Genomic DNA, 24,107 nt, shown 5'->3' on the forward strand with positions numbered 1-24,107 from the left:
ATGAATGTAAAGTGGCTACAAGTTTATTTTATTCTAGGCAGTAATAACACGGATCAAGCACCCTTATATGTCTTGGAAGAAGCATTGAAAGGCGGTATTACCTGTTTTCAGTTTCGAGAAAAAGGAAAAGGCGCACTTACTGGCAATGCCAAAAAACAACTGGCTATCCAAATGAAAGGTTTATGTAGAAAGTATCAAGTGCCTTTTCTTATCAATGATGATGTCGACTTGGCTTTGGAAATTGCAGCAGATGGTGTCCATGTGGGTCAAGATGATATGTCTATAGGTGAAGTAAGAGAAATCTGTCCCCCCAACTGGATCATTGGTGTTTCGGCAACAAATAAGGATGAAGCGATACAAGCAAAAAAAGATGGCGCAGATTACATTGGAGTAGGACCTATCTATAGTACGAATACAAAAGAGGATGCGAAACAACCGATTGGTGAAAAGGGACTTCAAGCGATTCGAAAAGAAGTTGGTGCAACACCGCTAGTAGCTATTGGAGGCATACAATTAGCCGATGTAAATCGTTTAATGCAAGCGGGAACGGACGGTGTATCGGTGATTTCTGCTATAAGTCAAGCTGTTGATCCTCAAAAAACAGTACGAAAATTTTTAGAACAAGCGAATTTGCATTCCTAATGGTGATCATTCGAAAATAAGGTGCCCTTTTTGGTACACTAACATTATCAACAAATAAAGGAGGAACTGCTCTTGCGTCTTGAGAATAAAAAAGTTATTGCTTTAGTAGAAGAGGATTTTGAAGACTTAGAATTATGGTATCCTATATTACGTTTGCGTGAAGAGGGTGCAACAGTAGATTTGGTGGCATTAGAAGCAAACAAAAAGTATATCGGAAAATACGGTGTGCCTGCCGAGTCAGACTATGCATTCGGAGACATAGACGCAACCGATTACGATGGAATTTTAGTTCCAGGTGGCTGGGCGCCAGATAAATTAAGAAGATATCCAGAAGTATTGGATATGGTCCGTCACATGGATAAAGCTAAAAAACCGATCGGACAAATTTGCCATGCTGGTTGGGTCTTGATTTCTGCAGGAATTTTACGAGGTAAAAAAGTGACTAGCACACCAGGTATTAAAGATGATATGACAAACGCTGGTAGCTTTTGGAGTAATGAAGCTGTTGTAACAGATGGCCATATCATATCGAGTCGCCGTCCCCCAGATTTACCTCCGTATGTAAAAGCGTATGCAGATTACTTAGCTGAACAATAAAGAAAGCCAGTTTTTATACTGTTGCCGATTCGGGGGCGCGTGATAGAGATACTTGATCTTACAGGTTTTTCCCTGTAAGATCTTTTCATATCATAGGAATGGGGTTTTTAAATGGAAATCGTCTGGTGGGTACTAATTGTAGCCTGTTTTGTGTTAGCTTTTATAGGGATAGTATTTCCTATTATTCCGTCTGTGTTGGTAATTTGGATTGGCTTTTTCCTTTATCAATTTTTGTTGACTGCTGAAAATATCGGTTGGATCTTTTGGATTGCCATGATAATTTGGACATTGATACTAATCTTTGCCGATATCGTTGCTAATAGTTATTTTGTGAAAAAATTTGGTGGCAGTAAGACAGGGGAAAGATTAGCTGCGGTCGGTGTAATTGTTGGTTCATTTATTATCCCGCCCTTTGGTATTATTATTGTACCTTTTGTTTTAGTGGTGGTTGCAGAATTAATACAGAAGAAAACAACCCAAGAGGCTTTTAAAGCAGCGCTCGGATCGTTAATAGGTTTTTTAAGTGGCACTTTTGCGAAAATAATTATTCAATTAATTATGATCATATGGTTTTTTATTGCTATCTAACATCGAGGTGTTTTTATGAGACGTGTCGTAACAATTGCAGGTGCAGCAGCACAAGGGAGTGCTGGGATTCAAGCAGATCTTAAAACTTTCCAGGAACGTGATGTTTATGGAATGAGTGTGATTACAGCTACGGTAGCAAATAATTCACGAACTCAAGAAGGGATTTTTATCCGTGATATTGAGGAAATCGAAGCTCAATATTATGCAATCAGTGAAATGGTTGGCATGGATGCGGTGAAAACAGGGATGCTTTTTTCGAAGGATATTATCTTAAAAGTAAGTGAACTACTTAAGAGGGTTCCCACTGTTCCTAAAATAATTGATCCAGTGATGATTGGTAAAATGGGTTCACAGTTATTGGCGGACGATGCAATAGAAGTATTAAAAAAATACTTAATTCCCCAAGCAACAATTATTACACCTAATCGTTTAGAAGCAGAAAAACTTCTAGCTCGAAATATATTTTCTGAAATAGATGATCTGGAACGTGCGACAAAAGAATTATATGGGCTTAGTGCACAATCTGTATTGCTAAAAGCTGGCGAAGTGGATGGAAAAGCAATCGATTTTTTTTATGATGGTGAAACTTTAGAAAAATTTGAGATGCCATTGATTGATACCATTCATACAAGTGGTGCGGGTTGTACATTTGCGGCATGCCTCACAGCAGAATTGGCAAAAGGTGTAGAAATGATACAAGCAATTCATAGAAGTAAACAATTTGTCCATGCGGCTATCCAGCATTCACTCTCATTCGGAAAAGGCGTAGGTTCGGTAAGGCACGGAGCATTAAGGAAAAAATCAGATTTCAAAAGCCAATGAAAATGGATGCTTGGATTCAGTGTTTAACGATACCATATGAAAAAGCGCGCTAATATCACCTCTTGACGGGATATGACTTATCCCGTCTACAGCAGTCCGAATAAAAATCATTCAAAATTCTTACAAGAAAATATGAAACCATATAATGTTATTAAACGTATATAAGTGGAGAATGAAAAGGAGGTGGCCCAATGGATATTTCAATGGAGTTACAAAATGTCCATAAAACTATTGGCAAAAAAGAAATTATTAAAGGATTAAATTTTTCGATCCGCTCTGGAGAAGTTTTTGGGTTTCTAGGACCCAATGGTGCAGGTAAAACAACAACAATACGAATGATGGTGGGATTAATGAAAATCACATCAGGGGATATTAAAATCAATGGGATTAGTATAAAAGATGATTTTAAAGGTGCGATACAACATGTAGGTGCAATTGTAGAAAACCCTGAAATGTATCCATTTATGTCTGGGTGGAAAAATTTAAAGCATTATGCTCGAATGATTCCAGGGATTACAGATGAACGTATCAAAGAAGTCATAAAGCTAGTCGGTTTAGAAAAAGCCATTCATGAGAAAGTTGGAAGATATTCATTAGGAATGAGACAAAGAATTGGTATTGCACAAGCGTTATTACATAATCCATCTATTCTTATTTTAGATGAACCAACCAATGGACTAGATCCAGCCGGTATACGTGAGATCAGACAGTACATAAGAAATTTAGCAGAGCAAGAAAAAGTATCTGTCATCGTTTCTAGTCATTTGTTATCTGAAATAGAATTAATGTGTGATCGGATCGGAATCATTAAAAATGGAGAATTAGTTACGGTAGAAGAGGTCAATGAAGAACAGGAAAATGACCAACATGTTACAGTGAAATTAGAAGTAAACGACAATGCTCAAGCTATGACTGTGTTGCGCGATCAATTAGGTTTGGAAGTAAGCGAACAACAATCTATTTTAATGTTACAAATAGAAAAGAATGATGTGCCTAATCTAGTGAAAAGAATGGTCGAGGAGAATATAGAAGTATATGAGGTTGCTTTAGAGCGTAGTAGCCTGGAGGATAAATTCTTTGAACTGATTGGAGAGAACACAATTGCTTAATTTTTTATCTTTAATTAAAAATGAACAGATCAAACTTTATACACGTATGGGTACTTGGTCAATGTACATCATTTTATTTGCTATTATGCTGATTGCATCTCTGATTGTAGTCTTCTTTGGTGAAGCGGATGAACAAAAATATGGTGATGATTGGCAAGCACAAGTAACAGCAGAGACAGAAGAATTAAAAGAAGCGCAAGAAGAAATGGAGTTTGCTGCTTTTGATTCTGAAATAGCAAAAAATGAATACTATTTAGAAAATGACATAAAACCGCATCCATATGATGCTTGGCAATTTACGTTGGAAAATGCAGGTTTGGCAATGCTTATCAGCTTATTTACGATTATTATCGCAGCAGGTATTGTCTCAAATGAATTCAAATGGGGCACCATTAAGCTCTTACTTATTCGGCCTATTTCAAGAACGAAAATTCTATTTTCAAAATTTGTAACTGTTTTGTTGTTTTCGATTTCGATGCAAATATTCTTATTTCTCATCAGTTTATTAATTGGCTTAATTTTCTTTGGAATGAATGGTTTGAATCCTAATATTGTTCAGATGGGTACGGAGGGTATAGAAGAGGTTTCTGTTTTTTCAGAAATTATTACCCAATATGGTTTGTATATGGTAAATTTAATTATGATGGCAACTTTTGCTTTTATGATATCCACGATCTTTAGAAATAGTGCGATGGCTATCGGGTTAGCTATTTTCTTAATGTTTACTGGAAATACGATCATCAGTTTCTTGTCAGATTACGATTGGGCAAAATATATTTTGTTTGCAAATACGAACTTAAGGCAATATATTGGGGATGGTAGTCCTGTAATTGACAGTATGACATTAGGGTTTTCTATAACCGTTTTAGCAGTTTATTTTGTCATCTTTTTGCTTGTTTCATGGTTGTCTTTTACAAGACGAGATGTTGCAGGAAATTAATAGATAAGGGGAGAAGAGAAAATGAAGAGAACAGTAGAAATCGTATTAAGTATTATTGGAGCATTTGTGTACTTAATTGGTGCAGTGTTCGGTGGATTATTCCGGATGCTGGATGGAGATAGCGAGATGATGCAGGATATACTTCAACAAGATCCCGCCTTAACAGACAGTGACGTGGCAGATGCTCAAATGGTGCTAAGTGGTGTTGGCTCTATTGGTACCATGCTGTTAGTGGCATCCATTGTTGCGATTATTGCTGGAATTATTGCTGTAATCTTTTTTGTAGGAAATAAGAAACCAAAAGTAGCAGGAATTGTTCTGTTAGTAATAGGTGTTTTAACAACAATCATTACATTTGGTGCGGGGATCTTTGCGGGTATTTTCTATATTATCGCTGGTATTATGGGCTTAGTACGAAAGCCGAAACAAGAAATAAATATGGAACAATATTAACTATTTAAAAAAAGTTGGGAAAAAGAAACATAAGAATATCCAAACGATTATTCGAATACAATTCGAGATCGTTTGGATTTTTTATCTATCAATTTAAATTAAGAATCCTTTTTTGGAATATTCCTTTTAACGGAAAAATATATGATAATTCCAATAACTGATAGCAGAATTAAAACAGGGGCATTACCTACTAAAAATACGAATATAGCAGAAGCAATAGATAGTAATGTTTGTATACTTTTTAAAAACTGTTCTTGTGTTTTTTCCCAAGTTGTTAACGATTCGTCTTGGACAGAAGGCATATCAACTTTTCTTTCGACTAATTCCATGTGAATAGTCGCAAAATCTGATTGGTTTTCTAAATATTTTATTTTCCCTGTTAGTTGTTCAATATCTTCTTGTACATCTGCTAAGTCATTTGAGATTTTTAATAAATCCTCGGTTTTTTCCGCGTCTTCCATAAAAGATAGCAAACGCTCTTCCACTACCTTCTTCGATTTTAATCGCGACGATAAATCAACAAATTGCTCTGTGACATCTTCGCCACTGACAGATTTATCGAGTATTTTCAGATTACCATCTTCAACCATAGCTATAAAGTCCTGAAATCGTTCAGCTGGTATTCGGATAGTTAATGAACCCAAACGTTGCTTCTCTTCCTCATGATTGGAATAATTGGATGTTACGATATATCCTTGATAAGAATCTGTTTGATTTTCAAGAAAGGTGATCATGTCATCAAAGCTTTCTGATTCTAGTTGGAAATTGGCATTATAAATGATTTTTCTGTCCTCTACGCTTTCAACATCTTCAACATTATCTGTTTCAGAAGATTCCTCTTCTATGCTTTCTACTTCTTCCATTTTGCTATCATTCATTTCTGCTTGATTGTTGCTGAGTCCTGGTTGACCACCACTATCTTCCATAACAAGTTCAGCATCAGATGACTCATCACTACCACCGTCACTGGAGCAAGCAGTTAATAATAATACAACTAATAATAAATAAGAAAATTTTTTCAAAAGAACGACCCCCTCTTTTTAAAGGATTAGACGTCTGTTAAAACAGGAGGTTACAATAAAGAGTGATATTCATATTTATTCACAATTATGTATATTTAATTGGTGAATAATTGTAAAGATAAAACAAGTTTTATTTTGAAAGCTTGTAATAAATCAAATGTATACCATGAACAATTCAACAGGAATGTGAGCATAATAGACTTTACACTTTGTTTTTTAGAAAAAAATAAAAAAATTCACGATAAAGGTTGAATTAATATACTAAATAGTGCATAATAATACATAATTAATCAAAACAAATAAATTCACATTTTATAAAATAGACTTAAGGAGAGATTTTGATATGGCAAAAGAAAAAATAGTACTAGCATATTCTGGGGGTCTTGATACTTCCGTTGCGATTAAATGGTTACAAGACAAATACGATTATGATGTAATAGCAGTTGGTTTAGATGTAGGTGAAGGTAAAGATTTAGAATTTGTAAAAAACAAAGCAATTGATGTAGGAGCAATCAAATCTTATTCAGTTGATGCCAAACAACTTTTTGCTGAAGATTTCGTATTACCTGCCCTGCAAGCAAATGTCATGTATGAAGATAAATATCCCTTGGTATCTGCTTTGTCTCGTCCGTTAATTGCAAAAGTATTAGTAGATATTGCAGAAAAAGAAGGCGCAGTAGCAGTTGCGCATGGTTGTACAGGAAAAGGTAACGACCAAGTCCGTTTTGATGTTGCCTTTACGTCATTAAATCCAGAATTGAAGATTGAAGCACCTGTTCGTGAATGGGGTATGACTAGAGACGAAGAAATCGAATATGCACAAGCAAATGGTATTCCAATTCCAATCGATTTAGATAGCCCATATAGTGTCGATCAAAACCTTTGGGGGCGTGCCAATGAATGTGGTGTATTAGAAGACCCATGGGCAGAAGCTCCAGCAGATGCGTTTGAATTAACGGTCGACCCAATCGATGCACCAGAGGAACCGGAAATGATTGAAATTGAATTTAAACAAGGGAAACCTGTTGCATTAAATGGTAAAGAGTATCCTTTACATGAATTAATTTTAGAATTAAATCAAATTGCAGGTAAACATGGTGTCGGTAGAATTGATCACGTTGAAAACCGTCTTGTAGGGATTAAATCACGTGAAATTTATGAAGCGCCTGCTGCGATTACGCTTATTCAAGCACATAGAGAAATTGAAACCATCACACTTCCAAGAGAAGTTTCAAAATTCAAGCCAGTTGTGGAGCAGCAATTAGAGCAAGCAATCTATGATGGTTTATGGTTCACGCAATTAACAGATGCATTAAAAGCATTTATCACAGAAACACAAAAATATGTAAATGGTGTAGCGAGAGTCAAGCTATATAAAGGGCAAGCGTTCGTGGTTGGACGTAAATCAGAGAATTCATTATATGACCTTAACCTTGCAACATACAGTAAAGGTGACGAATTCGATCATGAAGCAGCACTTGGCTTTATTAAGCTTTGGGGCTTACCAACAAAAGTGCATTCAACAGTGAATAATGTTCACGCGGATAAAGCAAAAATTATGGAAAAAACAAAAATTGATATGAAGGAATCAGTGAAACAATGAAACTATGGGGCGGACGATTTACAAAACCAACAAATGAATTAGTGGATGAATATACAGCATCGATCAGCTTTGATCAAAAATTAGCACAATATGATATTCAAGGAAGCTTAGCGCATGTCGAGATGCTCGCAAAATGTGAAATTATCCCTCATGAAGATGCGGAATCGATTAAAAAAGGCTTGAAAACTGTTGCAGCTAAAATTAAAGCAGGAGAAGCAGAATTAACAGAAGCTAATGAAGACATTCATATGAACGTCGAAAAACTTCTAATAGATGAGGTCGGTGCTGTTGGTGGTAAATTACACACTGGGAGAAGTAGAAATGATCAAGTAGCGCTAGATATGCGCCTATATTTACGAGATTCCCTTGTCACGTTGATCGAGTTATTGACAAAATTACAAGAGGCGCTTTTAGAGCAAGCACAGGCAAACCTAGACACCATTTTGCCTGGCTATACTCACCTTCAACGTGCTCAACCAGTGTTGTTCGCCCATCATATGATGGCATATGTATCGATGTTTGAACGCGATGTTGAAAGACTTCGTGATAGCTTTAAGCGGGTGAACCGTTCACCACTGGGCGCCGGTGCATTGGCGGGTACTACTTTTCCAATTGATCGTCACTATGTGGCAGACAAACTTAACTTTGATGGTGTTGTGGAAAATAGTTTAGATGCGGTAAGTGATCGTGACTTTGTTGTCGAGTTTTTATCCAATGCATCACTATCTATTATGCACTTGTCACGATTAAGTGAAGAGTTGGTGCAATGGTCAAGTGCTGAGTTCAATTTTGTTGAATTGGATGATGCTTTTTGTACAGGTAGCAGTATGATGCCGCAAAAGAAAAACCCAGATGTGGCAGAATTAGTAAGAGGAAAATCAGGCCGCGTGTATGGTCACCTTATGGGAATGCTTACGACACTCAAAGGCTTACCAATTGCATATAATAAAGATATGCAAGAAGATAAAGAAGGTATGTTTGATACTGTTGAGACTTTGAAAGGAGCACTTGCTCTTTTTGCACCAATGATTGCTACGATGGATGTAAAAAAAGATAATATGTATGAAGCAGTTGCGAAGGACTTTTCAAATGCAACCGATCTAGCAGATTATTTAGTGAATAAAGACTTACCGTTCCGTGAGGCACATGCGGTTGTTGGTCAGGTTGTATTACACTGTATCCAGGAGAATATATATTTATTAGATTTAAGCATAGAAGATTTTCAAAGCTTCTCCGAGTTAATTGATGAAGACATTTATGATGTATTAGCACCAAAGTCTGTCGTGAATGCTCGTGATGTTGTCGGAGGCACAGCGAAGAACCGTGTCGAAGATCAAATCACACAAGCGACTAGCAGATTAGCGGATAGCAAAGAATGGATCGAAGTTCATGCAGAAAAAGTAAATGTCTTAAAATAAAGAGTAAAACGCAACTGATGGTGATCAGTTGCGTTTTTAATTTTAAGCAAGGAAAATATATAATCCGTAGTATCAACGCATTTTCAATGTAGCCATTTTGAAATATAGTGTATAAGAATCCATCGCTTCGGCTGTCCACTTCCCTTTTACCACGGGCACAAGTGCAACATTTACTCAAGCAAGCTTTCGTAGTGTTTTCTATGCCGTGGCGTTTTCCCTTCAGCTAACTTTTTCGAGCACAAACCGCTCAAAAAAGTGGATCTTCAGGGAAAACGGATGCCACAGGAGTGGAAGCGGACGGCCTACGCTATAAAGCGATTCTACAACGTTTGTGACAGCTAGCTTGTAGAGTTTTATTAACAACTATGAAATAAAAGTCGTCATATCACTGCTTACACCTATTGTAGCGCATTATTTAGCGCAGGCGGCCACTTCAACTCCTAAGGGATCAGCGTGATCTGAAGATCCACTTTTGTAAAGTGAACTTCTTTACAAAAGTTAGCTGAAGACACGCCCCTTGGAAAGCGAAGTGGGCAAGCCGGAGCGGTTGTTATACCTATTTTTCATTTCAAAATTACCACTAAAAGGACCGGTTAGGCTTTCTCGGTTTCTCATATGGTCAGGATTTGATTTTTAAAATTCAAATTTTTTCGCAAAATTAATGCATAAATATAAGTTTTGTAGTATAATTATAAACAATTAATGAAAAATCAAACGAAATCAATATAAATATTGTTAGATACTGGAGGAGAGGCACAATGCAAGGATTTCTTGTTTTAAACACCGGCGATGTATTAGAAGGACAATGGTTAGGTACACCAAAAGAGACAGAAGGAGAACTCGTTTTTAATACCGCAATGACTGGTTATCAAGAGGTAATGACAGATCCTTCCTATGCAGGTCAGATCGTAACCATGACATACCCGTTGATTGGAAATTACGGATGGAACGGAATCGATTATGAAAGCATTAAGCCATCATTAAAAGGCTTTATAGTAGCTACACCAAGTCATAATCCAGAACATTATGAATCAACCAATACATTAGTGGAAATGTTAGATGAGCATGAGATTCCTGCTCTTTCACATATTGATACAAGAGCCTTAACCCGTATTATTCGTGAGCATGGAGAAGTCTACGGGAAAATCACAACAGAGCCTAGTGAAAAACCGGCGAATACTTCAGTAAACTCGGATATTGTTTCAACGGTTTCGGTAACTCAAAAAGAAATGTATAAGACGAAAAACCCGGCAAATTATCCTACCCCACATGTAGTTGTGATGGATTTTGGTTATAAACATTCTATTGCACATTCACTATTAGAATTGGGTTGTGATGTGACAGTGGTTCCATATAATACAACTTTTATTGAAATACAGTCTATCGATCCAGACGGTGTATTATTATCAAATGGACCTGGAGATCCAAAAGCATTATCCCATCTGTCCAGTAATATTAAGAAAATATCGGAAAACTTTCCAACAATGGGTATCTGTTTAGGTCATCAGCTTGTTGCACTAGCACATGGTGCCACAACGAAACGTTTACCTTATGGTCACAGAGGAAGCAATCATCCTGTCAAAGACTTACAGACAGGAAAAGTAATGATTACCTCGCAAAATCATGGCTATGTAGTTGATTATGATTCCGTGAATATGGAAAACTGGTATGTTTCACACGTCAACGTTAATGACAAATCCGTGGAGGGTTTAAAGCATAAAAATCTAGCCTTGATGACGGTGCAGTTTCACCCTGAGGCACATCCAGGTCCGATTGATACCCACCATTTATTCGTAGATTTTATACAGCAGTTTATTACTAAGGGAGAGAAACAGCATGCCTAAGAAAGACGACATAAAGAAAGTATTAGTAATTGGCTCCGGCCCAATCGTTATTGGGCAGGCAGCAGAGTTTGATTACGCTGGAACACAAGCATGTCTTGCCTTAAAAGAGGACGGCGTAGAAGTTATTTTAGTAAATAATAATCCAGCAACAATTATGACAGATGAAAATATAGCAGATAAAGTGTATCTAGAACCACTTACTTGTGAGTCGATTACAAAGATCATCGAAAAAGAACGACCGGATGGGGTCTTACCGACACTTGGAGGTCAAACCGGTTTGAATATGGCTGTTTTATTAGATGAAGCAGGCGTATTGGAGAAATATCATGTTACATTACTTGGAACTCCGCTTGAAACCATTCAAAAAGGGGAAGACCGTGAAATTTTTAAATCAATGATGAAGGATATTGAGGAGCCTGTTGCCGAAAGTTTGTCTACTTCTTCCATCGATGAAGCGGTCGACTTTGCTAGTAAAATCGGTTATCCGATGATCGTTAGACCTGCCTATACACTAGGTGGAGCTGGTGGAGGTATTGCAGATAATGAAGCAGAACTCCGTAAAATTGTAAAAAATGGCCTCCATTATAGTCCAATCAGCCAAGTTTTAATTGAACAAAGTGTAAAAGGCTGGAAGGAACTCGAATATGAAGTAATGCGTGATTCCAATGATACCTGTATTATCGTTTGTAATATGGAGAACTTTGATCCAGTTGGTGTGCATACAGGAGATAGTATTGTTGTTGCACCATCACAAACGTTAACAGATCGTCAGTATCAAATGTTACGTACCTCCTCTGTCAGAGTGATACGTGAATTAGGTGTAATTGGTGGATGTAACATTCAATTTGCGCTTAATCCTGAAAACGATGATTATATTATTATCGAGGTAAACCCACGGGTAAGTCGTTCCAGTGCCTTAGCTTCAAAAGCTACAGGCTATCCAATTGCTCGAATTGCTGCGAAAGTCGCATTAGGCTATCACCTTGATGAAGTAATTAATCCAATCACTGGTGATACATATGCCAGTTTTGAGCCTGCCATTGATTATATCGCAGCTAAAATTCCACGCTGGCCTTTTGATAAATTTACCCAAGCTGATCGCTTATTAGGTACACAGATGAAGGCAACAGGTGAAGTGATGTCTCTAGCTCGTAATTTCCCTACGGCAATCAATAAAGCGATACGCTCATTGGAAATTGGTCTTGATTCGTTACACCTGCCAGGAGTGGAAAAATTAGCAGAACAAGAACTCCATAAAGCTCTGGACCAGGCAACAGATGAACGGTTATTCGTCGTTGCAGAAGCTTTACGAAGAGGAATGACAGTAGATCAGATTCATGATATTACACAAATCAATAACTACTTTTTATATGAATTAGAAGCAATGATTAACAAAGAAAAAGAAATCCAGGCAAAAGAATGGAAAGACATTGGTGCCCAAGATTTAAAGGATGCTAAATCGTTTGGAATTTCCGATATTACTCTATCCAAATTATTATCTGTTGACCTAGCGGATATCCAGAAAAAAATAAAATCAGAACAATTGGCACCATCTTATAAAATGGTCGATACATGTGCGGCAGAATTTTCTGCGGAAACACCTTATTTCTATAGTTCCTGGAATGAATGGGATGAGGTAGAGGCCTTAGAAGGCAACAAGCGAATGGTTGTTTTAGGATCAGGTCCAATCCGAATCGGACAAGGGGTTGAATTTGATTATTGTTCCGTTCATGCTGCGAAATCCTTACAAGGCCAAGGAATTGATGCAGTAGTCATTAATAATAACCCGGAAACAGTGAGTACGGATTTCAATACAGCAGATCACTTATATTTTGAGCCGTTAACTGTTGAAGATGTGTTGCATGTCATCGAAAAAGAGAAAGCACAAGAAGTACTTGTTCAATTTGGCGGACAGACGGCTATTAATCTAGCAGATGGGTTAGAAAGAGCTGGCATCAAAATAGCCGGCACTGATCTTAAAGCGATTGAGGCTGTTGAAGATCGGGATCTATTTTATCAACTATTACAACGATTAAATGTACCACATATTCCTGGTGATACAGTGATGGCGGTGGAAGATGCAAAAACAGTGGCTAAGAAGATCGGTTATCCAATCCTTATGCGTCCTTCTTATGTAATTGGTGGGCAAGGAATGGTGATTTTACACAATGAAAATCAACTTACTGAGTATCTTGCCAATTTAGAAGCAAATGCTCAAGGAAATAGAATCTTCCCATTACTTATCGACCGTTATATTGAAGGATATGAAGTAGAGATTGATGCCATTTGTGATGGCTCCGATATATTAATTCCAGGGATCTTTGAACATGTTGAAAAAGCTGGTGTGCATTCAGGGGATAGTGTTGCTATTTTTCCAGCACCAAATTTAACGAAAGAAATCAAGCAGACAATCGAATTATATGCTCAAAAAATCTCTAAAGCATTGAATGTTAAAGGGATTATGAATATCCAATTTGTACTAAGTGAAGATCGCAAAACGATTTATGTATTAGAAGTCAATCCACGTGCATCTCGTACAGTACCAATTGCTAGCAAGGTAACTGGTGTACCAATGGTAGATCTTGCAACTCGTGTGCAAATGGGAGAAACGCTTGGTAATCAAGATTGGAAACTTGGCTTACATGAAGATGTTCCCTATTATGCAGTGAAAATGCCTGTCTTTTCTACTAATAAATTGCCTGGTGTAGACCCAATATTAGGGCCAGAAATGAAATCAACAGGAGAGGCAATTGGGTTAGGCTCAACGGTAGATCAAGCGATGGCAAAAGCATTCGGCTGGAAAGAGGACAGTTTGAAACGATTAAAAAGCCAAGATAAAATTTTCTTATCCTTAACCAAACTAGATTCTTCACTAATACACCAATTAAAAGCATTGGATGTATCAGTAGTAGCAGATGAGGAAACGACAAAATTATTAGCTGAACATGAAATAACGGTTGCCGAAACAGTCGATTTAGCAACGGCAGAGAAAAACTGTCTCGATGAAAAATATGCATTCATTGTTGATACACATCGTACCGGTGAAAAAGATCACCACGTGACATTGAGAGAAGCAGCATTACGTTCAGATACGATTCACTTTACAGCAAACGATACGTTAACATCTTATTTGACAGCAACAAAAGTTTTATTAGAGTCTCCTTTATCGATTCAGAGTTATCGTAAAGGACAAACCGATTTGAATAAAAAGGAGCATACCATGCCATGAGTTTTAAAGAACAGTTAAAAGGAAGAGATCTATTAACACTTGCAGATTACTCAAAGGCTGAAATAGCATATCTTCTGGGACTTGCAACGAAAATCAAAAAGAAGCGTAAAAACGGTGAAGTGTATCAACCACTTAAAGGTAAAACATTAGGAATGATCTTTGAAAAATCGTCGACTCGTACCCGTGTTTCATTTGAAGCGGGTATCTATCAATTAGGTGGAACTGGATTGTTCTTAAGTTCAAACGATATTCAAATTGGACGCGGTGAGCCGATTTCGGATACCGCAAAGGTGTTGTCAGGATATTTAGATGGTATTATGATTCGTACCTTTTCTCAAAAAGATGTAGAAGATCTGGCCGAAAATGCAACAATCCCAGTCATCAATGGTTTAACAGATGATTATCACCCATGTCAGGTTTTAGCAGATCTCCAGACGATTAAAGAGAAAAAAGGTGAACTAGAAGGTTTAAAGCTTGCTTACATCGGTGACGGGAACAATATGGCACATTCCTTGATGATCGGCTGTGCAAAAATGGGAATCGATGTTGCAATAGCTGCTCCAGACGGGTACCAACCGAAAGGTGAAATTACAGAGCATGCCAAAAGTTTTGCAGATGGAAGCGAAGTTTTGATCACAGATGATCCGATCGAAGCAGTAAAAAATGCCGATGTGATTTACTCTGATGTATGGGCAAGTATGGGGCAAGAGCAAGAACAAAAGTTGCGTGAAAAAGCTTTTGCAATGTATCAAGTGAACACAGAATTATTCTCACATGCTCATGATGACGCGATTTTTATGCATTGTTTGCCGGCACACAGAGGGGAAGAGGTTACAACTGAGATTATAGATGGTCCTCAATCTGTCGTTTTTGAAGAAGCGGAAAACAGATTACACGCACAAAAAGCGCTAATGGTAGCCCTTATGGGTTAACTGGTAACGTTAGATCTCTTGGTAAAAGAGATCTAACTTTTTTTGCGTTTGCAGTTCATATTTTGTTATTGCTATAATAAAGATTAATTGTGTGCCATAAAAATTAAAGGATTGATCTCAAATGAATAAACAACTGATCTTAAAAGAACTACAACAAATTATAAATCCAGAACATATTTTAATAGATGAACATTTAAAAAATCATACGTATACCAAGCTCGGTGGGAAAGCTGATTTTTTTGTAACGCCCGCTAATGTCGAAGAAGTACAAGAGCTGATTCGTTATGCAAATAAAACGGATATTCCTTTTACCTTATTAGGCAATGGCTCGAATGTAATTGTTCGAGATGGTGGAATACGGGGAATAGTTTTGAGTTTGAAACGATTTTTGGATATCCGTAGAGAAGGAAATAAAGTGGTTGCAGAAAGTGGGGCACGAATCATTGATGCCTCTCGCTTTGCTTTGTCAGAAAATTTAACAGGATTAGAATTTGCATGTGGCATTCCAGGAACCGTGGGTGGTGCGCTCTATATGAATGCGGGTGCTTACGGTGGGGAAGTAAAAGACTGTTTAGAAAGTGCGCTTATTGTCGATTCTAGAGGTGATGTGCATCGACTGGCAGCTGAGGACTTTGACTTGGATTACAGAACAAGTAATATTGCCGAAAAAGGCTATATCGTTTTAGAAGCAACCTTTTCCTTAGAAGCGGGAGAGTATGAGGACATTAAGGCGATAATGGATGATCTCACCTATAAACGCGAATCCAAACAACCATTAGAATACCCATCTTGTGGAAGTGTCTTCAAACGACCGCCAGGATATTTTGCAGGGAAACTGATTCAAGATAGTGATTTACAAGGAAAAGGTATTGGTGGAGCAGAAGTATCAACAAAGCACGCCGGTTTCATCGTGAATAAAAGTAACGCCACTGCAACAGAGTATATTTCTGTAATTGAAATGGTTCAAAAGACAGTAAAAGCGAAATTTGATGTTGAATTAGAGCGAGAAGTACGAATTCTAGGTGAGGACGAAACTCTTACGGACAAAAATCGTGTTAATTCTTCAAAGTGTCCGTAAGATTGTTGTAGTCAACATAATGGATCCATTTATGGGAGCCGACTGCTTTGAAATTTTTATCCATAAATCGCTTTATACTCTTTTGTGAATATTCTTTTCCGCACCAGTCATAAACGATATTAGTCGTCACCTTTTCATCAGGAAAGAGAAGCTGAAATTCACGAATATTTCTTAATACTGCTTCATGTACCTGCTCATTGCTATGACACTGCAAGCAAACAGCGTTTCTTCCTTCTATTTTCATAGACAAGCCTCTACATTCATAACATCGCTGTCCTTTTTTTAATTGATCATAATGAAATTTAGGGATCTGTGGATGTGGATAGGCGCCGATATCTAAAGAGATGAGTTGTTGCGCCAATTTTAGCTGTGAAGAGTTTGCTGGCAGTCTTTCATTTAGGGATGAGATAAAACGAGATATTTGAGTGGGAAAAATGAAATGCTGATTAATTGGAGCCTGGTAGAGGGTAAACTCTGGATGGGTAAAAACAGTATAACTTTCTACTGGAAGATTACGGTTGAGTTTTTCCATCAGTTGCCGCATTAAAGTTTCATTTCGCTTTAGTTGTAAAAGGGGATTGCTAATTTCCTTATTCGGCAGCTTAAACCAGCGTTTATCGGAAAGCTTATAATCACCAGGAAAATTTTTAGCATCCAGTAAAATCAATTCTTCTCCAGTAAATAGAAGTGAATCCATTTGAAAGGAAGTAGTACCAATTTCGAAACGCAAGTCACTTAATACATAAAAGGAATCTGATAAACCCGTTTGTAAAGCCTGTTCTAACCTTAACTCTCCTTCATAACCGAGCAGAAGGTTATGATAATACGTTTCTTCTTTCTTTGAAAAACTTATCCTCAAGTGCAAAGCATCTAAAATCGTTAATTCATAAGGTTTCTCTAAATGTTTTACAATCATTGCATTGCTCCTTTTCATTACAAGGTTTCTGGGCTAACAGGTAGGGTATTAGCAAGTATCAGATAGATCAACAGATTGCCAGGCAAAAGAAGAAAAATAATCCGAACAGCTAATGAGCTTATTTCAAAAAAAGCCGCAATCCCCCCACATACTCCAGCTATCGATAGGTCAGCGGAAGATCTCTGTAATTTAGCCATGCATTAATCAACTCCTTTTAATACAAATTTTAACATATACTGATATAAAATCCCAAAACTAATATTTTGCAAATCCAACAAAAATTCTATATACTTTTACATATAATTAAATATCGATATATATTCCTTTGGGGCAGGGTGTAATTCCCGACCGACGGTGATAAAAGCATAGTAGCTTTTTTAGTCCGTGACCCGGATCATTTGTTAAATGTGAAGGTGGATTTGGTGTGAATCCAAAGCCGACAGTGAAAGTCTGGATGGGAAAAGGAATTGGTGGAGTAGTGGCTTTTCTATACAGAAAGGCGTACTTTGTGTATTCGGCATTTTTGACACTACAAAACCAAGTTTTTCACTATGAATTAATTCAACCAAGCCCTAGGTATATGAACCTAGGGCTTTTCTTATTTTAGAGATAAAAGGTGATGATCGTTTGAGAACAAAAGAAGAATGGATGGATCTTGCATTGAATTTGGCGGAGGCGACAATCGGGCAAACGAGTCCAAATCCTTCTGTAGGAGCAGTTGTTGTAAAAAATGGAGAACTGTTAGGCATCGGAACACATCTCAAAGCAGGAGAAGCACATGCAGAGGTGCATGCCATAGCACAAGCGGGTGAAAAAGCCAAGGGTGCGGAAGTATATGTCACACTTGAACCCTGTGCACACTATGGCAAAACACCCCCCTGTGCAGAGCTCCTTGTCAAAAGTAAAGTAAAAAAAGTTTATATTGCCTGTCTTGATCCAAATCCTAAGGTTGCGGGAAAAGGGGTAAAAATATTAACAGAGGCTGGTATCGAAGTGGAGATTGGTATTGGGGAGCTGAGAGCCCAAAGAATTAACCAGCACTTTTTTCATAATCAAAACAAAAAGCGTCCATTTATTACGCTTAAAGCAGCGACAACATTAGATGGTAAAACAGCAACCGTCACGGGCGATAGTAAATGGATCACTTCTGAAAAGGCACGTGAGGATGTTCATAAAGAGCGCCATAAACATGATGCAATCTTAGTAGGACGGCGAACTATCGAAAAAGATAATCCGAGTCTGACAACAAGATTGGCTCAAGGTGGAAAAAGTCCAATTCGGATCATTTTAGATACGGAATTAACAATTCAAGACGATTACAACGTATTAAAAAATGACACCAATACATGGATTATTTGTGGCAAACAAGCAGACAAAGCAAGTTTTCAGGAAAAGTATCCACATATTAAAGTCATTCAAATGGCGACAGCTCAAATAATTCTAAGCGATTTAATGGAAATTTTAGCAGAGGAAAAGATTCAATCGATTTATGTCGAAGGCGGTGCAACCATACATCGGTCCTTTTTAGAAGAAAACCTGGTCGATGAATGCCATTGGTATATTGCGCCAAAACTATTGGGAGGGCAAGATGCACGATCTGTTATAGGTGGTGACTCTCCAACTTGGATGAAGAGTGCGCTAGACCTCACATTTACACAGATTGAACAAATCGGAGAAGATCTTAAGATTACAGCTACTCTAAAGGAGGAAGGCTAATGTTTACCGGAATTGTAGAAGAAAAAGGGAAAATTGAATCGATTAAACAGACAAACCAAGCATTACAATTACGAATACATGGCAAAAAAGTGACCGAAGATGTAGCGGTTGGTGATAGTATTTCGGTGAATGGTGTTTGTCTAACCGTTACAGACTTTGGTGTAAATTGGTTCACAGTCGATGTAATTCCGGAGACCTTTCGTAGCTCATCATTAGCAAAGCTTGTAAGCCAATCATCCGTCAATCTTGAGAGGGCAATGCATGCTAATGGCAGATTCGGAGGCCATTTTGTCTCAGGCCATGTTGATGCAGTTGGAACAATCGAAAGAACATGGCTAGAAGATAATGCTAAATATTATTATATCAGTGTGAACGAAACACGCTATATTTCATTAAAAGGCTCGGTTTCAGTCGATGGTACTTCACTCACTGTATTTGGTGTCGATGATAATGGTTTTACGATTTCGCTGATTCCTGAAACGCAGCAAGCCACTATACTGGGCACCAAGCAACAAGGAGATATTGTGAACGTTGAATTCGATATGCTAGCCAAATATATGGAGCGTCTCCTTCAATCAAGCAATAACCAACCATCAGCTATAACAGAAGAAAAACTAAAACAGTACGGATTTTAAGGAGGTGCTGACAGTGAAAAGAACAGTAGAAGAAGCAATTCAAGCACTAAAACAAGGGGAGATCGTCATTGTCGTTGATGATGAAGATCGGGAAAACGAAGGCGACTTTATCGCTTTAGCTGAACATACTAAGCCAGAAACGATTAATTTTATGGCAAAAGAAGGACGCGGGTTAATTTGTGCTCCAATGACGAAAGCTTATGCGGACCGCTTCCAACTGGGAGAAATGGTAGCTCGCAACACGGATGATCATGGGACTAATTTTACCGTAAGTATTGATTTTCATTCCACACACACGGGAATTAGTGCGCAAGAAAGAGCGTTGACGATTGAAAAGCTGGTAGATGAGACAACGACTGCCAATGATTTCAAACGTCCTGGTCATGTTTTTCCTTTAATCGCCAAAACAGCAGGAGTATTAGAACGAACAGGCCACACCGAAGCTGCAATTGATCTAGCTCGTTTAGCTGGATCGAAGCCGGTTGCTGTTATTTGTGAGATCATGAATGAAGACGGAACAATGGCACGCCAACCCGATTTAGAGAAAATAGCTGAGCAACACGATATGCCGATGGTTACCATTCAAGAGTTGATACAGTATCGCAAGCGTTATGATCAATTAATCGTCAAGGAAACGGAAATCAATTTACCTACTTCTTACGGTGATTTTAAATTGGTAGCCTATACTGAAAAATATACGGGCCAAGAACATATTGCTTTATATAAAGGCGATCTAACACCAGATCAACCGACATTAGTTCGTGTTCATTCCGAATGTTTAACAGGTGATGTATTTGGATCAGAACGATGTGATTGTGGACCACAATTAGAAAAGGCATTAGAAGAGATTCAAACAGCAGGACGCGGTGTCCTCGTATATATGCGGCAAGAAGGACGTGGTATCGGTTTAATTAATAAAATGAAAGCATATAAACTACAGGAAGAAGGCTATGACACGGTAGAGGCCAATCATCAGCTCGGATTTCCAGATGATTTACGGGACTATGCAATTAGTGTCCAAATTTTGCGAGATCTAGGAGTTGGTAAAATTCATTTGTTAACGAATAACCCTCGTAAGCTGTCAAGCGTGGAAGAGTATGGGTTAGAGTTAGTAGGAAGAAAAGCAATTGAAATACCATCCAACAAAAATAACGAAAAATATTTGCAAACGAAAGTAGATAAATTAGATCATTTATTACATGTTAACCATCAAAATGGGGGAGGAATTTAGAAATGACAAAAATGTATGAAGGAAATTTAGTTGGTACAGGTTTAAAAGTAGGGGTAGTCGTAGGAAGGTTTAATGAATTCATTACAGGAAAATTATTGAGTGGTGCAGAAGATGCGTTTCGTCGTCATGGTGTCGCTGTTGAAGATGTAGAGGTGGCATGGGTACCAGGTGCTTTTGAAATACCACTTGTAGCAAAAAAAATGGCAGAGACAAACAAATATGACGCGGTTGTTACACTAGGTACGGTTATTCGTGGTTCTACCCCACACTTTGATTATGTAAGTAGTGAAGTTTCCAAAGGTGTGGCAAGTGTATCGATGGATGCAGGCATTCCAGTGATTTTTGGAGTTCTAACCACTGATACGATTGAACAAGCAATCGAACGTGCAGGAACAAAAGCAGGTAATAAAGGGGCAGAGGCAGCTGTTTCTGCGATTGAAATGGCTAACTTATTGAAAAATATAGGATAATAACAAAAAGTAGCGTGCTATGAACACGCTACTTTTTCAATATTAGCTTTTTTGAAGTAATTTTTTAATATCTTCTTCTATGTCTTTAGGTTCTGTCTTAGGTGCGTAGCGCTTTACTACGTTACCCTCTTTATCAATAAGGAACTTGGTAAAATTCCATTTTATGGATCCAGAAATAATACCTGGTGCTTCTTTTGTTAGGTGTTGAAATAAAGGGTGTGCATTTTTTCCGCGAACTTCTGTTTTTCCAAACATAGGGAAGCTGACTCCATAATTGATACGACAATGTTCTTCCGCTTCTTCACTTGAACCAGGTTCTTGATTCATGAACTGGTTACTTGGAAAACCGAGAATTTGCAAACCTTCATCTTTATATTTTTCATATAGTTCTTGTAGCCCATCAAATTGTGGAGCAAAACCACACTTACTTGCTGTATTTACAATGATCATTGCCTTGGCTTTATAATCATTTACTAATTTTTCTTCGCCTTTAGGTGTCTGGACTTTTAAATCATAGATTGACATAACACCATCACCTCCTTATCAAGAAGGATAGCATAAAGTCAAAGATTGTCAGAAAAATATGCTCAAAAAATACGAAGGTTAAAACCAGTGACTTTCTATGGAGGATAAAGATTTTTAAAAAGATATTAAATTTTTATTTTGGTTTGTAGTTTCTATTTTGTTATTCTTTGTTATAAGGAGCAAGAATATTAACATAATTTAATAATATAAACCCACTTGTGAAAATATTTTCCTTAGCTTCAGTTTCTTAGATGGTTCCAGTTAATTTAGTACGTATTAATATGTAATGATATTCATTGGCACTTTTATTCTTGTTTATTTCCTTGTTTTTTTATCTTCATTTTAAGTTCTGGGTTAAAAGGAAACTTAATGGTGATATAAGGAACACATTAGGTAGATCAAAAAACATTCAACCTTTATTAAGAAAGTTGGGCATAACATGGGAGTGAGAGGTTTGTTAAAAGAAGTGTTTGGAACAAAAAGAGACTTTAGCTGTAAGTATTGCAATAACAATATTCAAACGAATGAAAAGTGCTGGGTTAATTGGAAGCTGCCACCGAGCCATCATAAATCTCAAACATTACCTAGAAAAGAATTTGAGTTGGACAATGTTGAAATGATTTGTATGAGGTGTGCCAACAAAATTAAAGATCAGATTACCGAAAAAGATTTGTTTGGTTAGATTTTGGGAGAAATTTACGTGAAAATGTAAATATTTTAATTTTTGCATCAAGAGGAAATACAACGGGTTGTAACATAGGTTTCCAATCTAAAAAAAGAGCTAGCACTGGGGCTGGCTCTTTCTTTAAATGATCTCCGAAAAAAGTTTTCCTGCTTTTGTAGCGAAGTACCATATATCTATTTTATTTATTGAATTACACCGTCTTCTTCCGCAATGCGATCTAACCTCGCTTGTATCTCTTCTTCAGTTAGACCCTGCTCTTTCACATATAAGTTACGCGGGCTAACACGACATTCGTGTGTACATCCTCGCAAATATTTGTGTTCATTTGCTTCTGAACAAAGGATCTGCTTATTACACTCAGGATTGGCACAATTGGCATAACGTTCACACGGCTCACCGTCAAAATAATCTCTGCCAACCACTACATGTTCTTTACGGTTAACAGGAACAGAGATACGTTCATCAAATACATATAATTGACCATCCCATAGTTCACCTTGTACTTCATCATCTTTTCCATAAGTAACAATACCACCGTGAAGTTGTCCAACATCATCGAAGCCTTTTTCTTTCATCCAACCACCGAATTTTTCGCAACGAATTCCGCCAGTACAATACATTAATACTTTTTTACCTTCTAATTGTTCTCGATTATCTTCGATCCATTCAGGCAGATCACGAAAATTATCAATATCAGGATTGATGGCACCACGGAAATGGCCTAGTTCATATTCATAATCATTTCTAGTATCCAAAATCACTGTGTTCTCATTTTGCATTGCTTCATAAAACTCTTTTGGGTCCAAGAAGTCGGCATTTTTTTCGCGTGGATCGACATCTTCTTCACCTAAACGAAGCGTAACAAGTTCCGGACGATGACGGCAGTGCATCTTTTTAAATGCATGACCATCCGATTCGTCAATTTTAAATACCATGTCCGCAAACTTCGGGTCATTATTCATTTCTTCCATATACTTAGTTGTTTGTTCCACTGTACCAGAAACAGTTCCATTTATGCCTTCTTCTGCAATCAGGATTCGTCCCTTTAGACCTAAGTCTTTACAAAAATCCAAATGCTCTTGGGCAAACGTTTCTGGGTCTTCGATTGTCACAAACTTATAATACAATAATACTTGGTACGTCTCTTTTGTCTCCATTTTTCTACCACCTATCAATTCATATTTGCAAGATATAAATGTTTTTAGGTTGGTTGGTACTTTTATAATCTTGCAAGAAATTATTTTATCATGTTTTTAGGGCAGAAACAACATCACGCTAAGGTATTGAAATCATGTTTTTAAAGATATTTAATAAATCGTCATTAGGATCTTGATTAATATAGCTTTTATTTTTAGTCACGTCTGTAAAAATCATGGTATCATCATCAAATAAATGAATAGCATATGTACCTTTCTGGGGTGTTTCATTTTCTTTTCCCTTGAAAAAAGCTAATGAATAATAACTTTCTGATTGCAATTTGTTAGAAATAGGATCCGTATATTCTTTGAATTGATCGGTGTTTTCTTCAAAAGCATTCAAAATACTTGATATATTAGTTTTATCAGTTACAAATTTCTGAGATGATTCTACTAAAGTAGCTTTTTCTATTTTCTGCACAGCAAGCAAATGAATGGAATTTTTCTCATCTAATG

General features: G+C 37.4%; 24 protein-coding genes and 1 riboswitch. Of the genes, 18 read left to right on the forward strand and 6 right to left on the reverse strand.

All coding sequences use genetic code 11. The features are described 5' to 3' along the window. From thiE to BUC25_RS16115, 7 genes are all read left to right on the forward strand, one after another. Positions 1–642, forward strand: a complete 642-nt coding sequence (gene thiE / locus BUC25_RS16085; protein ID WP_073202910.1) for a thiamine phosphate synthase — start codon at positions 1–3, stop codon at positions 640–642. A 72-nt stretch (positions 643–714) separates the two neighbouring features. Next, positions 715–1,239: a type 1 glutamine amidotransferase domain-containing protein gene (locus tag BUC25_RS16090; RefSeq protein ID WP_073202911.1), complete on the forward strand. Its 525-nt coding sequence runs from the start codon at positions 715–717 to the stop codon at positions 1,237–1,239. A 111-nt stretch (positions 1,240–1,350) separates the two neighbouring features. Beyond that, complete coding sequence (locus BUC25_RS16095) at positions 1,351–1,827, forward strand: DUF456 domain-containing protein (RefSeq protein WP_073202912.1); 477 nt, start codon at positions 1,351–1,353, stop codon at positions 1,825–1,827. 15 nt (positions 1,828–1,842) lie between these two features. Continuing rightward, positions 1,843–2,649 (forward strand): bifunctional hydroxymethylpyrimidine kinase/phosphomethylpyrimidine kinase, encoded by an 807-nt coding sequence (gene thiD / locus BUC25_RS16100; RefSeq protein WP_073202913.1) that lies wholly within the window; start codon positions 1,843–1,845, stop codon positions 2,647–2,649. A 191-nt stretch (positions 2,650–2,840) separates the two neighbouring features. After that, a complete protein-coding gene (locus BUC25_RS16105) occupies positions 2,841–3,758 on the forward strand; it encodes an ABC transporter ATP-binding protein (protein WP_073202914.1) in 918 nt (305 codons plus the stop codon). Next, the gene (locus BUC25_RS16110) at positions 3,751–4,698 is read left to right on the forward strand and encodes an ABC transporter permease subunit (RefSeq protein WP_073202915.1); all 948 of its coding nucleotides are present in this window, start codon (positions 3,751–3,753) and stop codon (positions 4,696–4,698) included. The genes BUC25_RS16105 and BUC25_RS16110 overlap by 8 nt, the downstream gene beginning before the upstream one ends. A gap of 21 nt (positions 4,699–4,719) precedes the next feature. After that, positions 4,720–5,151: a DUF4064 domain-containing protein gene (locus tag BUC25_RS16115; RefSeq protein WP_073202916.1), complete on the forward strand. Its 432-nt coding sequence runs from the start codon at positions 4,720–4,722 to the stop codon at positions 5,149–5,151. A gap of 98 nt (positions 5,152–5,249) precedes the next feature. Here the strand turns inward: BUC25_RS16115 and BUC25_RS16120 are convergent, their stop codons facing one another. Further along, a complete protein-coding gene (locus tag BUC25_RS16120) occupies positions 5,250–6,173 on the reverse strand; it encodes a DUF4349 domain-containing protein (protein ID WP_073202917.1) in 924 nt (307 codons plus the stop codon). 343 nt (positions 6,174–6,516) lie between these two features. Between BUC25_RS16120 and BUC25_RS16125 the strand changes: the two genes are divergently transcribed. From BUC25_RS16125 to murB, 6 genes are all read left to right on the forward strand, one after another. Continuing rightward, entirely contained in the window at positions 6,517–7,776 is a 1,260-nt protein-coding gene (locus tag BUC25_RS16125; protein ID WP_073202918.1) for an argininosuccinate synthase, read from the forward strand. Further along, entirely contained in the window at positions 7,773–9,194 is a 1,422-nt protein-coding gene (gene argH, locus BUC25_RS16130) for an argininosuccinate lyase (RefSeq protein ID WP_073202919.1), read from the forward strand. The genes BUC25_RS16125 and argH overlap by 4 nt, the downstream gene beginning before the upstream one ends. A 758-nt stretch (positions 9,195–9,952) precedes the next feature. Further along, a complete protein-coding gene (locus BUC25_RS16135; RefSeq protein ID WP_073202920.1) occupies positions 9,953–11,038 on the forward strand; it encodes a carbamoyl phosphate synthase small subunit in 1,086 nt (361 codons plus the stop codon). Beyond that, entirely contained in the window at positions 11,031–14,267 is a 3,237-nt protein-coding gene (carB, locus tag BUC25_RS16140; protein WP_073202921.1) for a carbamoyl-phosphate synthase (glutamine-hydrolyzing) large subunit, read from the forward strand. The genes BUC25_RS16135 and carB overlap by 8 nt, the downstream gene beginning before the upstream one ends. After that, complete coding sequence (gene argF, locus BUC25_RS16145; protein ID WP_073202922.1) at positions 14,264–15,199, forward strand: ornithine carbamoyltransferase; 936 nt, start codon at positions 14,264–14,266, stop codon at positions 15,197–15,199. Before carB ends, argF begins: the two co-directional genes overlap by 4 nt. 121 nt (positions 15,200–15,320) lie before the next feature. Beyond that, complete coding sequence (murB, locus tag BUC25_RS16150; protein WP_073202923.1) at positions 15,321–16,277, forward strand: UDP-N-acetylmuramate dehydrogenase; 957 nt, start codon at positions 15,321–15,323, stop codon at positions 16,275–16,277. Here murB and BUC25_RS16155 read toward each other — a convergent pair. Together BUC25_RS16155 and BUC25_RS16160 are read right to left on the reverse strand one after the other, a co-directional pair. Beyond that, positions 16,255–17,193, reverse strand: coding sequence for a nuclease-related domain-containing protein (locus BUC25_RS16155; protein WP_073202924.1), 939 nt, complete (start codon positions 17,191–17,193; stop codon positions 16,255–16,257). The two genes, murB and BUC25_RS16155, sit on opposite strands and share 23 nt — an antisense overlap. A gap of 17 nt (positions 17,194–17,210) precedes the next feature. Then, on the reverse strand, positions 17,211–17,390 hold the full coding sequence (locus BUC25_RS16160) for a PspC domain-containing protein (RefSeq protein ID WP_073202925.1): 180 nt from the start codon (positions 17,388–17,390) through the stop codon (positions 17,211–17,213). A gap of 120 nt (positions 17,391–17,510) precedes the next feature. Further along, a riboswitch (FMN riboswitch) is annotated at positions 17,511–17,663 on the forward strand. A gap of 157 nt (positions 17,664–17,820) precedes the next feature. Between BUC25_RS16160 and ribD the strand changes: the two genes are divergently transcribed. Genes ribD through ribH form a run of 4 tightly spaced genes read left to right on the forward strand, consistent with a single transcriptional unit; the run spans position 17,821 to position 21,245 of the window. Further along, the gene (gene ribD / locus BUC25_RS16165; protein WP_425292877.1) at positions 17,821–18,909 is read left to right on the forward strand and encodes a bifunctional diaminohydroxyphosphoribosylaminopyrimidine deaminase/5-amino-6-(5-phosphoribosylamino)uracil reductase RibD; all 1,089 of its coding nucleotides are present in this window, start codon (positions 17,821–17,823) and stop codon (positions 18,907–18,909) included. Continuing rightward, the gene (gene ribE, locus BUC25_RS16170; protein WP_073202926.1) at positions 18,909–19,544 is read left to right on the forward strand and encodes a riboflavin synthase; all 636 of its coding nucleotides are present in this window, start codon (positions 18,909–18,911) and stop codon (positions 19,542–19,544) included. The genes ribD and ribE overlap by 1 nt, the downstream gene beginning before the upstream one ends. Before the next feature lie 13 nt (positions 19,545–19,557). Next, positions 19,558–20,775 carry a bifunctional 3,4-dihydroxy-2-butanone-4-phosphate synthase/GTP cyclohydrolase II gene (locus BUC25_RS16175; protein WP_073202927.1) on the forward strand — a complete coding sequence of 406 codons (1,218 nt, stop codon included), beginning with the start codon at positions 19,558–19,560 and terminating at the stop codon, positions 20,773–20,775. Between the two features lie 2 nt (positions 20,776–20,777). Then, entirely contained in the window at positions 20,778–21,245 is a 468-nt protein-coding gene (gene ribH, locus BUC25_RS16180) for a 6,7-dimethyl-8-ribityllumazine synthase (protein ID WP_073202928.1), read from the forward strand. Positions 21,246–21,287: 42 nt separating this feature from the next. Here the strand turns inward: ribH and BUC25_RS16185 are convergent, their stop codons facing one another. Beyond that, entirely contained in the window at positions 21,288–21,770 is a 483-nt protein-coding gene (locus BUC25_RS16185) for a glutathione peroxidase (RefSeq protein ID WP_073202929.1), read from the reverse strand. A gap of 439 nt (positions 21,771–22,209) precedes the next feature. Here BUC25_RS16185 and BUC25_RS16190 point away from each other — a divergent pair, with 439 nt between their 5' ends. Beyond that, on the forward strand, positions 22,210–22,452 hold the full coding sequence (locus tag BUC25_RS16190) for a hypothetical protein (protein WP_073202930.1): 243 nt from the start codon (positions 22,210–22,212) through the stop codon (positions 22,450–22,452). 185 nt (positions 22,453–22,637) lie between these two features. Here BUC25_RS16190 and trhO read toward each other — a convergent pair whose 3' ends face one another. Then, the gene (gene trhO / locus BUC25_RS16195; RefSeq protein WP_073202931.1) at positions 22,638–23,612 is read right to left on the reverse strand and encodes an oxygen-dependent tRNA uridine(34) hydroxylase TrhO; all 975 of its coding nucleotides are present in this window, start codon (positions 23,610–23,612) and stop codon (positions 22,638–22,640) included. 118 nt (positions 23,613–23,730) lie between these two features. Further along, entirely contained in the window at positions 23,731–24,081 is a 351-nt protein-coding gene (locus tag BUC25_RS16200; protein WP_073202932.1) for a hypothetical protein, read from the reverse strand. Positions 24,082–24,107: the final 26 nt, after the last annotated feature.

The organism is Gracilibacillus kekensis, assembly GCF_900143085.1.
Taxonomy (GTDB): Bacteria; Bacillota; Bacilli; order Bacillales; family Amphibacillaceae; genus Gracilibacillus; species Gracilibacillus kekensis.